The sequence below is a fragment of the Brucella pseudogrignonensis genome (assembly GCF_002252525.1).
Taxonomy (GTDB): domain Bacteria; phylum Pseudomonadota; class Alphaproteobacteria; order Rhizobiales; family Rhizobiaceae; genus Brucella; species Brucella pseudogrignonensis.
The window spans coordinates 165,221-178,715 of sequence record NZ_NNRM01000017.1 but is presented as its reverse complement, the minus strand read 5'-3'; the positions used below and the strand labels follow the sequence as shown (position 1 = coordinate 178,715).

The window sequence follows — 13,495 nt, the reverse complement described above, 5'->3', positions numbered from 1 at the left end:
GTGTCCGTACTTTCTGAAATGTTTCGCAACAATCGAAACTCACTTATCACAAACCCTTTGCGATAATTTCCCGTGCCCGGTCAAGATCAGCTTGCGTATCAACGCCAAGCGGAACGGTCCGGACAATCTCGGCTTCAATGCGCATACCATCTTCAAGTGCGCGCAATTGCTCAAGTTTTTCGCGCTTTTCGAGCGGCGAAGGACCGATCTTCACAAAACGCTCCAGCGCCGCACGGCGATATGCATAAAGACCGATGTGATGATAAAGCGGGCCATCACCATAAGGGGCAGTAGCGCGCGTGAAGTAGAGCGCGCGCAGGCGTTCGCCACCATTCATCGGCGAACCAACGATCTTGACCACATTGGGATTGATCTTTTCTTCATCCACGGTGATCTCGACGCCAAGCGTTGCGATATCGGCAGGTCCATCGACCAGCGGCAATAATGCACGGCGGATTGTTTCAGGGTCGATCGTCGGCAAATCACCTTGCACATTGACGATCGCCTCCATCTCGCCATTCGGATCGACTTTCTGCAGCGCCTCATAAATGCGATCCGAGCCCGACTCATGATCGCTGCGCGTCATAATGACCTCATGACCATGTGCCTGAACGGCTGCAAAAATCTCTTCGCTGTCAGTCGCCACGACAGTACGACCGAGCTTGGCTGCCGCAGCACGGTCGGCCACATGCACGATCATCGGCTTGCCGCAAATGTCGGCGAGAGGCTTGTTTGGCAGGCGTGTGGAGGCCATTCGCGCCGGAATGAGTGTTAGTGTTTTCAATGTCTGAAGCATGATCGCCTCTTGGTGTTTAATGTAGCCTTAAAAGGTCTGATGTTGCTTCCTGGCGACCTTTATCTGCATAGCAAATGCAGCAAAAGTGTCAAAAAGTCACGGGGGTAGCACCCCTTATAGGTGTTGCACCCCCCCTGTAAAAGACCTAGTTTCCGCCCAATGCCGGGGAGAGACTTGCTAGCCTTTTACACAGGTTCTGCATGCCGGCTTTGGAGGCGTTGAGTAGAGGGAGCGCTGACCGGCGATGAATTCAACCCGGACTAATAAGTTTATCATGGCTTTTCTGGCAACGGTTTTCGTTGTCATGACAACGGGCATTCTGTCCGATACGCTGTTTCATGCACCCGCACCTGAAAAGCCAGGTTTCATAATCGAAGCGGCAGAAGCTTCGACTGGTGGTGAAGCTGCACCTGCCAAGGAAGAAGTGTCGATTGCAACTTTGCTGCAATCCGCTGATCCTGCACGCGGCGAAACCGTCTTCAAGCGTTGCGCGGCATGTCATACCGGTGAAAAGGGTGGCGCCAATAAGGTTGGACCACATCTTTGGGATGTGCTGGACCGTCCAGCTGCCTCTGTTGAAGGTTTCGGCTATTCGGCTGCGATGAAAGAATTTGGTGCTGCTGGCAACAAGTGGGATTACGAACATCTCAACAAGTTCCTCACCTCGCCAAAGGGCTTCATCAAGGGCACAGCCATGGGCTTTGCTGGCGATAAGAAGGACAATGAGCGCGCCGATCTGATTGCTTATCTCCGCACGCTTTCCGACAATCCTGCCCCGCTTCCGACAGCCGATGCAGCGCCTGCGGAAGGTGGCGAAGCAAAACCTGAAGGCGCGGCGCCTGCAGGTGAAGCTGAAAAGCCTGCAGAACAGGCTCCAGCGGGCGGCGGTGAAGCACCTGCGCCGGCACAGCCTGCGCCAGCGAACTAAGCTGATTGAAATATCGAGAAAAAGCCGGGTTTCGACCCGGCTTTTTTATTGCCTGCATGTTTTTTCAACTTGTGCCTTTCTTCCTCCGCAAAAACCCATAAAAATCGCTCCCAAAATATCCGAAGCAGAAACGGAGATGCTGGATGAGAGGTTTTTGGGCGGGAGCGTTCGCAGTAGCCATGCTGGCGAGCACGGTATCGTTTGGTCATGCCACGGATGCCGAGCCTCAATGGAGATATGCTTCCAGCCTTATCGGCGAGCCCAAATATCAGGCAGACTTCAAACACTACGACTATGTGAACCCTGATGCGCCGAAAGGCGGCTCACTCAATCAAGTGGCAGTCGGCACATTTGATAGCCTCAATCCGTTTGTGGTTCAGGGCGTGCCCGCAGCAGGACTCGCCGATTTTGGCGGCGGAATGCTTTACGATACACTGATGACGGACTCGCTGGATCAAGGATCGACACAGTATCCGCTGATTGCCGAGGCTTTGCAGTATCCCGATGATTTTTCCTGGGTGAAGTTCAAACTCAATCCCAACGCCAAATGGCATGATGGTGAACCGATCACTGTCGATGACATCATCTGGTCTTTCGATATCCTCAAGAAGCAGTCGCCGCTTTACAACAAATATTATAGCGATGTGGAAAAAGCCGAAAAGACCGGTGACCATGAGGTGAAATTCACCTTCTCGCAGACCGGCAATCGCGAGTTGCCACAGATTGTTGGTCAGCTTGCCATTCTGCCAAAGCATTGGTGGGAAGGTAAAGATGCGCAGGGCAAGCAGCGCGATATCAGCCGCCCCACATTGGAAATTCCGCTCGGCTCCGCCGCTTACAAGATCAAGAGTGTCGTGCCCGGCCGCTCCATCATCTGGGAACGTGTAGCCGATTATTGGGGCAAAGACTTGCCTGTAAATGTCGGACGCAACAATTTCGATGAAGTGCGCTACGAATATTACTTCAACGAAGATGCGACATGGGAAGCCTTCAAGAAGGGCGGTCAGTACGATTACCGCAATGAGAATCGCGCACAGCGTTGGGCCGAGCAGTATAATTTCCCGGCGGTGCAACGTGGCGATGTTGTAAAAAAATCATTCCCGTTCAATGCGGTCGGTCGAATGCAGGGGTATTTTCTGAATACCCGCAAGGATAAGTTCAAAGACCCGAAAGTACGTGAAGCACTGACCTATGCTTTCGATTTTGAATCGATGAACCGCCTTCTGTTCTTCAATCAGTACACACGCATCAACAGCTATTTTGCTGGTAACGAACTGCAGCTGAGCGGAGCGCCAACGCCGGAAGAAACGGCAATTCTTGAAACCGTAAAGGACGCGCTACCAGCCGAGGCTCTAACCGAAGAGTTCAGGCTGCCGGTTTACGATACGCCACAGGCAACACGCGATAATCTGCGCAAGGCGTTGCAGCTTTTTGGCGAAGCTGGCTGGAAATTGCAGGGCAACAAGCTTGTTGATGCCAACAGCAATCAGTTCACGATTGAATTTCTGGGTAAAGACCCAACGGATGAACGCATCTATAATCCGTTTGCAGCAAGCCTGCGCAAGATCGGTATTAACGCGACGGTCCGCATCGTCGATACCGCGCAATATCAAGCCCGCGTTAATGACTTTGATTACGACGTAATCACCTCCGTCACCGCACAGACCGCCTCGCCAGGCAACGAGCAGCGCGATATGTGGGGTTCGAAAGCCGCGGACTTCAAAGGTAGCCGCAACTATGCGGGCATTAAAAATCCGGCCATCGACAAACTGATCGACCGTATCATTTATGCGAAGGACCGCGAGGAGTTGGTCGCTGCATCTCATGCCCTCGACCGCGCATTGCTGTGGAATTATTACGTCATTCCGCAATGGTATTCCGACCACATCAACGTGGCCTACTGGAACAAATTCAGTATGCCGGAAGAGCAGCCTGAATATATGGGGATTGACCCATTTTCCTGGTGGATAGACCCTGCGAAGGAAACCAAGATCAAGACTGGCACTGAATAAGGACGGCGAAAATGACCATCCTACTTATGGACCGTCGCCATTTTCTAGGTCTTTCAGGCAGTGCCGCTATTGCGGCCTGGCTTCCAGAAATGGCCTTTGCCAAATTGCCAACCCAAAAAGCGTTGCATGGATTATCGGCTTTTGGCGAACTCAAATATCCGGCAGATTTTACGCATTTCGACTATGTGAACCCCGATGCGCCAAAGGGCGGAACATTCACGCTGGCACCGAACACATGGTTCTGGAACCAGAACACACAGACCTTCAACACGCTCAACACTCTGACGTTTAAAGGCGATGCGCCGCCGCGCATGGAACTCACTTTCGACAGTCTGATGGCCTCAGCACTCGATGAACCTGATTCCATGTATGGTCTGCTGGCGAAGAGCGTAACTCTGTCTGAAGACCGCCGGTCTTTCCTGTTTGATCTTCGTAAAGAAGCACGCTTTCACGACGGCTCAACCGTTGAAGCAAAAGACGTGGTCTTCAGCTATATAACGATCAAGGAAAAGGGGCATCCCCTCCTTCGACAATCGCTGGCGGCTATTGAAAAAATGGATGCGGTCGGAACATATCAGGTGCGTTTGCGCCTTGCAGAAGGTCGAAATCCGCAGGCAATTCTTGATTCTCTTGAACTCCCTATCCTTTCTGCAAACTGGTTCAAGGATCGCGAGTTTGATTCGGCCAGCATGGAGGCCGTTCTTGGATCTGGCGCTTACCGGGTCGGAAAAGTGTCTGCTGGGCAGGCAATCGAATATGAGCGTGTAGAGGATTATTGGGCGAAAGATTTGCCCGTAAGGCGCGGCACCAGCAATTTTGATCGCATTCGGATTGAGTTCTATCAGGATCGCCAGCCGGAGTTTGAAGCCTTCAAGAAAGGTGCCATAGACTTTCGCGAAGAGAATGTCGCAAAGAACTGGGCGACGACCTATGACTTCCCTGCCGTTCAGCAGAAGAAAGTGATCAAGCGCACGTTCCCGAGAGAGAAGCGTCCACTGATGCAGGCATGGGCGCTCAACCAGCGCCGCGAACGTTTCCGCGATCCGCTCATACGTGAAGCCATCAATCTTTGCTTTGACTTCGAATGGACCAACGCAAACCTGTTCTACAATACCTATGAGCGCTCGCAATCATGCTTCAACGGCTCGGATTTCGAGGCGACGGGAGCGCCGGGATCAGACGAGTTGAAGATCCTTGAACGCTACCGTGACAAGCTTCCGCAGGAGATTTTTGCGGAAGTTCCGGTCATGCCGGTTTCCGACGGCACCGGACGAGATCGCAAACTTTTCTCGCGTGCCGTTGATCTGATGCAGCAGGCAGGTTTTGAACGCAAGAACGGTCAGTTCCATGACAAGAGCGGGACGAAATTCTCGCTGGAAATTCTCAGCAACTCAGATGCCTTTGGACGCATTTACAATCCCTTTGTACAGAAGCTGCGGGCAATTGGCATTGATGCGAGCCAACGATTGGTCGATGCCAGCCAGTATCAGGCAAGGTTGCAGAATTTTGATTTCGATATGGTCGGCATGGCGATCCAGTTCAGCGCGACGCCAACCAAGGATTCGCTAGCGAGCATGTTCGGATCAGAATCGGCAAAAACACCGGGCACTTATAACTTTCCGGGCACGTCTGATCCCATTATCGACGCATTGATCGAGGATGTGGGCAAGGTTTCCACGCGCGACGAACTAGTCGCAACGATCCGGGTGCTTGATCGGTACTTGCGTATCCGGCGCGAGTGGATTCCAAATTGGACTGTAGCGAATCACTTGGCGGCCTATTGGGACCGTTTTGGTTTCAAGGAGCCAAAGCCCGATTATGGCTTCCCGGTTGAGACGCTTTGGTGGATTAAAACATAACCCCAAAAAGGGGACCCGTTTTCGGGCAAGATCATGATCTTGAAAAACAAAAGGGCAAAAGCTGTTGGCAAGCCATAAGAGCAACCTGAATTTCCGGAGCCGCGAAGGCTGATGGGCGCTTATATTTTACGCCGCCTGCTTTTGATGATCCCGACCATTCTCGGCATCATGGCCATATCCTTCGCCGTTGTTCAGTTTGCTCCCGGCGGACCTGTTGAGCGCGTGATTGCACAGCTTTCCGGTCAGGGCGGCGATGCACTTGACCGTCTTTCGGGCGGTGGCAGCGATTTTGGCCAGAATAACCTAGACAGTGGTTCATCCAACTCGAAATATCGCGGTGCGCAGGGGCTCGACCCACAGTTCATTGCCGACCTTGAAAAGCAGTTCGGCTTCGATAAGCCGCCCCTTGAGCGCTTCGGACAGATGCTCTGGAACTATATGCGCTTCGATTTTGGTCGCAGCTATTTCCGCGACATCAGCGTGATCGACCTCATCAAAGAGAAAATGCCGGTTTCCATCTCGCTCGGACTGTGGCTCACCTTCCTGTCCTATCTGATCTCGATCCCGCTTGGCATTCGCAAGGCGATCAAAGAAGGCACCCGCTTCGACACATGGACCAGCGCCATCATCATTGTAGGCTATGCTATTCCGAGCTTCCTGTTCGCCATCCTGCTGATCGTGCTTTTTGCCGGTGGTTCGTTTTTTGACTGGTTCCCACTCCGTGGCCTCACCTCGCCTGACTTTGCGCAAATGTCGATATGGGGAAAGATCGGCGATTATCTCTGGCACATGGTTCTGCCCGTAACAGCTCTGGTCCTGTCGGCCTTTGCCACCACAACGCTTCTGACCAAGAACTCGTTTCTGGAAGAAATCCGCAAACAATATGTGACCACGGCGCGCGCCAAGGGACTGACCGAACATCAGGTGCTTTACCGCCACGTGTTCCGCAATGCCATGCTGATCGTAATTGCTGGTTTTCCGGGCGCCTTCATCTCGGCATTCTTCACTGGCTCACTGCTGATCGAAACGATCTTCTCGCTCGATGGTCTGGGGCTTCTTGGCTATCAGTCGATCATCAACCGCGATTATCCGGTAGTGTTTGCCAGCCTGTTTATTTTCTCGCTGATCGGGCTTTTGGTCGGGCTTTTGTCTGATCTTATGTACACATGGATTGATCCGCGCATCGACTTTGACCGGAGGGACGTGTGATGACAGACGCCACTTTTTCCCCTCAAGCCAAGCCGGTAAAGCGCCCGTTTCTTTCACCGCTCAATCGTCGTCGCTGGCAGAATTTCAAAGCCAACAAGCGCGGTTACTGGTCGCTGTGGATTTTCCTCGTGCTTCTTGTGGCAGCGATCTGTTCCGAGTTTATCGCTAACGACCGCCCGATCCTCGTTTCCTACAAAGGCGAGCTGCTCACGCCGGTTTTTGTCGATTATCCGGAAGAAAAATTCGGAGGCTTTTACGCCGTCACCGATTACCGCGACCCGGTTATTCAGGATGAAATCAAGAATAATGGCTGGGCAATCTGGCCACCCGTTCGGTATTCCTACAACACCGTCAACAACGAGATTCCAGAAGCAGCACCTTCAAAGCCTACATGGCTTTATACGGCAGAACAGCGTTGCCAGCGTTACCCGGACGGTATCAACGACCCGAACTGCATCGTCGGCAATTGGAACTGGTTCGGCACTGATGATCAGGCACGCGATGTCTTTGCCCGCGCGCTTTATGGCTTCCGCATCTCGGTGATGTTCGGTCTGATCCTCACCTTCTTCTCCGCCATCATCGGCGTGACAGCTGGTGCTGTGCAGGGCTATTTCGGCGGTTGGGTCGATCTTATCTTCCAGCGCGTGATCGAAATCTGGTCTTCGATTCCGGTGCTTTATCTGCTGCTGATTATCGCTGCGATACTACCGCCCGGATTCTGGGTATTGCTGGGCATTATGTTGCTGTTTTCATGGGTCGCCTTTGTTGGCGTGGTGCGTGCTGAATTCCTGCGTGCCAGAAACTTTGAATATGTGAATGCAGCCCGTGCACTCGGCGTGAAGAATGGCACAATCATGTGGCGACATCTTTTGCCCAACGCGATGGTCGCAACGCTTACCTTCCTGCCGTTCATTCTCAATGGTTCGATCACGACGCTGACAGCGCTCGACTTCCTTGGCTTCGGTTTGCCGCCAGGCTCGGCCTCGCTTGGCGAATTGCTTGCGCAGGGCAAGAACAATCTTCAAGCCCCATGGCTTGGCATTACAGGCTTTGTGGTTATCTCGGTCATGCTGTCGCTGTTGATCTTCATCGGCGAGGCTACCCGTGACGCATTTGATCCACGAAAGGCATTTCAATGAGTGGGTCGATGAATAAGCCTTTGCTTTCCGTCCGCGATCTTTCCGTCGCCTTCCGCCAGAATGGTGAAGAACGCATTTCCGTCGACCGCGTTTCCTTCGATATCGCCGAAGGTGAAACAATTGCACTGGTTGGTGAGTCTGGTTCCGGCAAGTCCGTTTCAGCACTCTCCATCCTGAAGCTTTTGCCCTATCCGGCTGCAAGCCACCCATCCGGGGAAATTCTCTTCAACGGCAAAGACCTGATGAAGGCTTCCGAGCCTGAGTTGCGGCGCGTGCGTGGCAATGATGTCACCATGATCTTTCAGGAGCCTATGACCTCGCTTAATCCGTTGCATACGGTGGAGCGACAGATCGGTGAAATTCTGAAGATGCATCAGGGCATGAGCGATCAGGCAGCGCGCAAGCGGACGCTGGAATTGCTGGAAGAAGTGGGTATCCGTGAGCCGGAAAAACGCTTGCAATCCTTTCCACATCAGCTTTCGGGTGGCCAGCGTCAGCGCGTGATGATTGCCATGGCGCTTGCCAACAAGCCAAAGCTGCTGATCGCTGATGAGCCAACCACAGCACTCGACGTCACGGTGCAGGCGCAAATCCTGAAGCTTCTTGCAGACCTAAAAGAAGCACAGGGCATGTCGATGCTCTTTATCACCCATGACCTCGGCATCGTTCGCAAAATCGCCGACCGGGTTTGCGTGATGAGCAAAGGCAAGATTGTCGAGACTGGGCCGACCAAGGAAATCTTCGATAATCCGCAACACGAATATACCAAGCATCTGCTTGCCGCAGAGCCAAAGGGCGAGCCACCACTGGCCGATCTCTCTGCCAAGACAGTGATGGAAGGCAAGGATGTCCGCGTCTGGTTCCCGATCAAGAAGGGCTTCCTGCGTAAGACAGTCGATCATGTGAAGGCCGTAGATGGCATTGATGTGGAACTGCGCGCGGGACAGACGCTGGGTGTCGTGGGTGAGTCCGGTTCCGGCAAGACGACGCTTGGGCTGGCCCTGTCGCGCATGATCTCATCCAAGGGCGAAATCCGCTTCGACGGACGCGATATTGCGAAGTTCAGCTTCAAGGATATGCGCCCGCTCCGCCGTGAAATGCAGATCGTCTTTCAGGACCCGTTCGGCTCATTGAGCCCGCGTATGACCATTGCGGATATTATCGCTGAAGGCCTGCTGGTGCATGAGCCGAAGCTTTCCGCTGATGATCGCGACGAACGCGTTGTGTCCGCACTCAAAGAAGTGAACCTTGATCCTGAAAGTCGCTTTCGTTACCCGCATGAGTTTTCTGGCGGCCAGCGCCAACGCATTGCCATCGCACGCGCCATGGTACTCAATCCGAAATTCGTAATGCTGGATGAGCCAACCTCAGCGCTCGACATGAGCGTGCAGGCGCAGGTGGTGGATCTTTTGCGCGCATTGCAGAAGAAGCATGATCTCGCTTATCTTTTCATAAGCCACGATCTGAAAGTGGTGCGGGCACTGGCCAATGATGTGCTGGTGATGCGCAATGGCAAGGCAGTCGAATACGGAACGTCGAAGGAAGTCTTTGCCAATCCGAAAACAGAATATACCAAGGCACTGATGGCAGCAGCCTTCCACATGGAGGCAACCACTTTGGGAGGAGTGAAACAATGAGCAAAAGCGGCAATATCTTACTCTCCGTGACCAATTGGGACCCGGCCATCTGGATCGATAGCTTCAAGGCCCATGCGCCTGAACGCAATGTCGTGACAGAACGTACAGAAAATGATCCAAGCATCGAATACGCGCTTGTCTGGAAGCAAAAGCCCGGTTCGCTGACCAATCTTCCAAATCTCAAAGTGATATTCTCACTGGGGGCTGGCGTCGATCATGTCTTTCATGATCCGCATATTCCGGACGTACCATTGGTACGGGTCATTTCAGATGATCTCACCATGCGCATGACCGAGTATGTGGTCTGGCAGGTGCTTGACCATCATCGCCTTGGCGCAAGCTATCGCAAGCAGCAGAAGAATCGCGTCTGGCACGAAGACCCGCGCCAGCCAGCAGCCCATGAAGTGACTGTCGGCATTATGGGGCTGGGTGTCTTGGGCCGTGATGCAGCAGAAAAGCTCAAAGCGATTGGTTTCAATGTTACCGGATGGAGTCGCCGTCCGCAGGAGATCGACGGCGTTCGGACCTTCAACGGCAAGGAAGGCTTTACACGCTTCCTCAAGACTGCCGATATCTTCGTCTGTCTTCTACCTTTGACGCCGAACACCAAGGGCATTCTGTCCATGACGATGTTTGCGCAATTGAAAAGCGACGGCCCGCTGGGCGCGCCTGTGCTAATCAACGCAGGTCGTGGTGGCTTGCAGAACGAAGCTGATATTCTTGCAGCTCTTGATCGTGGCCTGCTTTCGGCAGTCACGCTCGATGTGTTCAACCAGGAACCGCTGCCCAATGATAGCCCGCTCTGGACGCATCCGAGGGTAACGATCACGCCACATGCGGCTGCAAGCTCCTCGGCAACTGCAATTGTTCCGCAGATTATCCGCCAGATCGAAGCGTTTGAACGCGACGGAACGCTCGAAAACGTGGTTGACCGCGCCACGCAATATTAGGCGCTGATCGAAATATTCCCATTCTCGCCGACCTTCACCCGATGGCCGGCGAGTTTCTTTTGTTTCTCCCGGTCAAACTCGACTGCAATTGGCACATCATGTCCCATCTCGCGTGCAACAATAAGCCCGAGAAGCAGGATCGCATCGGGTTCATGCAATATGATTGCGGCCGGTGCCAAACCGGCATGAACCAGCTCCAGCAGCACTGCTGCGGCTGATGACGAGCCGATCGTTCCCGGTAAACACAACACATAGCCCGAAATACTCTGCCCGTGTTCCGGATGGCGGACATCGGCAATCCGTCCGGTTTTGGGGTCAACTCCGCCCCAGAAGCTGATAGGAGCCGACAAAACCAGTGCCTGAGCTTCTGTTGCCTTCCCCGCGACCAGAACCGATGACATATAATTGGAGGTAATCATGCGGCCTGCCTCACAAATATAGGTCGACCAGCGACAGCACTTTCAACGCATTCCTCAAGTGAACCATACAGCACGTCATAGCCGGTATTACCCGGCGCATAATGCGCGAACTTGCCGGAATTGGTCATCAGAACCGCATCATCCTTTGTTGGCATGATAGGCGTCACCACGACACAAGTATCCGCTACGATGACAACGCCTGCCTTTTCAAGCAGCGCTCTGCGTCCGTTCTTTTCCAGCTCAACAAGGGCATGTCGCCCGGTGCAGGCATAAAGCGGCACGACAAGCTTCCGACCCGCGATTGCACGCTCGAGCCTGTCAAATTCAGTGATCGACAGATGTGGGCTGCCAATCGCTACCGCATCAATTGAATCCGCATGATCGACCGTCGACAGACCTTTGCGGGTGGCTTGGATCATTTCCTGTGTCACATGAATGATGCCGTCTGGCTTTTGATGCTGCAGGGCTGTTTCAAGGTCGAGAGCTTCGGGAGTCACACCTGCCACGTGGAAGAGGCCAACAGACCCCACCGAGGCTGCCGCAGCTCCAAAGGCCTTCAGCGCATCTTCATCCGGACGCATTCCCGCACCAGCCACAACACCGATATTTGTGCCAACGCTCCGGCCAAACAGATTGCCAAGAATCGGCCAAGCGACCTCTGATTGAAGGAAAGCAGGATTAATTGCGGAAATATTGAGAATAACCGTCGCTCGACGATTCTCGTTTCGATGGAGACCATAATCAGGTGCGCGTCCGGCAATAGCGCAAGCTATATCCAGAAAATCGCCGTAGCGGTTTGTCCTGGCACCAAGCACGGAATTGCAGAATACGACGGCGTTCGACTCGCCCCATGCAACGTCTGTTCCCTTTGCGGGACGATGTCCGGCCTGATAAGGCGCGCAGGTCCATGTCGGCTCGCATCCGAGCTTGATATAAGCCCGCATCATGCGTCTGGCCATGTCGGCCTCATGTTGCGGCAACAAATTGCGGGAACAGCCGGTGAGATCAATGGATCCCACATTAAGGGTGGCGCGCACTTTGGTTCTGGCACCGCCATCAACCAGTCGTTCAGCGAACAGCGTACCGCTATCGCCGTGATAGAGCGCACCATCAATATGTGCAGACGCGATCGGGATGAGGCGCGATGCCCCCATCAAACGCGCTGTTTCGGCTACGATGCGCATGGCCATCGCAGCCCCTTGTCCCTGTTCCCCGGCAGCTATCGACTGCTCTTCACGGGTTAATGTCAGTGCCACGCGAGATCTCCTTACGCATGGTTATCGATGTCGTTCTTGTAAAGCCGGGATGGCATGTCTCGGCTACTTTGCGATAGCCGAGCCTACCGAAAACAATGTGATTGCGTTGAAGCTCGATACGCACTTGCAGTTCCATTACAGGTTTGCCGCGCGTGACTGCCTGCTGCTCGGCCTTTGCCATGAGCTGACGTGCAATACCCCGGCCTTCAAAGGCAGGTGCGACAGCAAGCTTGCCGAGATAAAAATGATTTTCTTTCTCAGCGATGAACACACAACCAGCCAAAGCATCACCGATGAACACTGCAAAGCCGGTTTCGACGACTGCCTTTCCTTGAAGAGCCTTTATCGTCAGATGATGCGCAGACGATGGCGGATCGATTATGCCATCCATGTAAGCGAAACTGTCCTGAATGAGCTTCAAAAGTTCGTCCCAGTGACCAAAATCCGCGTCGATGGATGTCATGCGAAATTCCGTCATTTGGGTTTGCGTGCCTTGTATCGGATGGTTTCAAAACGCACGTTCAATGCGTTGTAAAGCAGGAGCCTTCCGACCAGCGGTTCGCCAATGCCCGTTATGAGCTTTATGACTTCCATGGCCTGCAAACTGCCGATCACGCCCGGCAATACACCGAGAACTCCTGCCTCAGCACAGGTCGGCACGGCACCCGGCGGCGGCATATCCGGAAACAGATCACGATAGGAAGGATTAAGCGCTCCATCTGCGCCCTTTGCATAAGGCATAAGCACAGTGACCGTGCCGTCAAAGCGCCCCATTGCACCTGAGACCAGTGGTCGCTCTGCCAAAGCGCTTGCATCTGCGAGTGCATAACGTGTCGTAAAGTTATCAGAACCATCAACAACAACATCATATTGGCTGATCAGGGCTTGTGCATTTTCACTGTTGAGGCGCAATGCGTGGCCTTCGACCTTCACATGCGGATTGATACGAGCAATCGAAGCCGTCGCACTTGCAACCTTGCTCTGACCAACGCTCTCAGTGTCGTGGATTACCTGTCTCTGCAGGTTCGACAACGACACCGTATCGTCATCGACAAGGCCAAGTGTTCCGATACCAGCTGCGGCCAGATATTGCAGAACCGGCGCACCGAGTCCGCCAGCTCCCACCACGAGCACACGGGCAGCTTTCAGCTGCTGCTGTCCAGGCCCGCCGATTTCCGGCAGCACAATATGGCGCGCATAGCGCTCTAATTCTTCGGATGAAAAGGGCTTTGATGGTGCGTTCATGATGCATAAACATAGGCCCGTTAAGGCCATCTGTCAGCGGATATT

The 13,495-nt window shown here is 53.6% G+C and carries 12 protein-coding genes; 7 read left to right on the top strand and 5 right to left on the bottom strand.

Going from position 1 to position 13,495, the window contains the following annotated elements:
- Positions 1–46: 46 nt before the first annotated feature.
- Positions 47–796: a 3-deoxy-manno-octulosonate cytidylyltransferase gene (locus CEV34_RS07465; RefSeq protein ID WP_007872944.1), complete on the bottom strand. Its 750-nt coding sequence runs from the start codon at positions 794–796 to the stop codon at positions 47–49.
- 244 nt (positions 797–1,040) lie between these two features.
- Here CEV34_RS07465 and CEV34_RS07460 point away from each other — a divergent pair, with 244 nt between their 5' ends.
- The 7 genes from CEV34_RS07460 (at position 1,041) to CEV34_RS07430 (ending at position 10,530) form a co-directional block, all read left to right on the top strand.
- Positions 1,041–1,724: a c-type cytochrome gene (locus CEV34_RS07460; protein WP_007872941.1), complete on the top strand. Its 684-nt coding sequence runs from the start codon at positions 1,041–1,043 to the stop codon at positions 1,722–1,724.
- Positions 1,725–1,867: 143 nt separating this feature from the next.
- Complete coding sequence (locus CEV34_RS07455; protein ID WP_007872938.1) at positions 1,868–3,736, top strand: extracellular solute-binding protein; 1,869 nt, start codon at positions 1,868–1,870, stop codon at positions 3,734–3,736.
- Positions 3,737–3,747: 11 nt separating this feature from the next.
- Positions 3,748–5,595 carry an extracellular solute-binding protein gene (locus tag CEV34_RS07450; protein ID WP_094543497.1) on the top strand — a complete coding sequence of 616 codons (1,848 nt, stop codon included), beginning with the start codon at positions 3,748–3,750 and terminating at the stop codon, positions 5,593–5,595.
- Between the two features lie 111 nt (positions 5,596–5,706).
- Positions 5,707–6,804: a microcin C ABC transporter permease YejB gene (locus tag CEV34_RS07445; protein ID WP_007872932.1), complete on the top strand. Its 1,098-nt coding sequence runs from the start codon at positions 5,707–5,709 to the stop codon at positions 6,802–6,804.
- On the top strand, positions 6,804–7,943 hold the full coding sequence (locus CEV34_RS07440) for an ABC transporter permease (RefSeq protein ID WP_007872929.1): 1,140 nt from the start codon (positions 6,804–6,806) through the stop codon (positions 7,941–7,943). The genes CEV34_RS07445 and CEV34_RS07440 overlap by 1 nt, the downstream gene beginning before the upstream one ends.
- Positions 7,944–7,951: 8 nt before the next feature.
- Entirely contained in the window at positions 7,952–9,580 is a 1,629-nt protein-coding gene (locus CEV34_RS07435; RefSeq protein WP_007872927.1) for an ABC transporter ATP-binding protein, read from the top strand.
- Positions 9,577–10,530 (top strand): 2-hydroxyacid dehydrogenase, encoded by a 954-nt coding sequence (locus CEV34_RS07430; protein WP_007872925.1) that lies wholly within the window; start codon positions 9,577–9,579, stop codon positions 10,528–10,530. The genes CEV34_RS07435 and CEV34_RS07430 overlap by 4 nt, the downstream gene beginning before the upstream one ends.
- On the opposite strand, the gene CEV34_RS07425 is transcribed toward CEV34_RS07430, so the two are convergent.
- Genes CEV34_RS07425 through CEV34_RS07410 form a run of 4 tightly spaced genes read right to left on the bottom strand, consistent with a single transcriptional unit; the run spans position 10,527 to position 13,450 of the window.
- Complete coding sequence (locus tag CEV34_RS07425; protein ID WP_007872923.1) at positions 10,527–10,949, bottom strand: aconitase X swivel domain-containing protein; 423 nt, start codon at positions 10,947–10,949, stop codon at positions 10,527–10,529. The two genes, CEV34_RS07430 and CEV34_RS07425, sit on opposite strands and share 4 nt — an antisense overlap.
- Entirely contained in the window at positions 10,946–12,205 is a 1,260-nt protein-coding gene (locus tag CEV34_RS07420) for an aconitase X (RefSeq protein WP_179253475.1), read from the bottom strand. Before CEV34_RS07420 ends, CEV34_RS07425 begins: the two co-directional genes overlap by 4 nt.
- On the bottom strand, positions 12,183–12,683 hold the full coding sequence (locus tag CEV34_RS07415) for a GNAT family N-acetyltransferase (RefSeq protein WP_007872917.1): 501 nt from the start codon (positions 12,681–12,683) through the stop codon (positions 12,183–12,185). Before CEV34_RS07415 ends, CEV34_RS07420 begins: the two co-directional genes overlap by 23 nt.
- On the bottom strand, positions 12,680–13,450 hold the full coding sequence (locus CEV34_RS07410; RefSeq protein ID WP_007872913.1) for a molybdopterin-synthase adenylyltransferase MoeB: 771 nt from the start codon (positions 13,448–13,450) through the stop codon (positions 12,680–12,682). The genes CEV34_RS07415 and CEV34_RS07410 overlap by 4 nt, the downstream gene beginning before the upstream one ends.
- Positions 13,451–13,495: the final 45 nt, after the last annotated feature.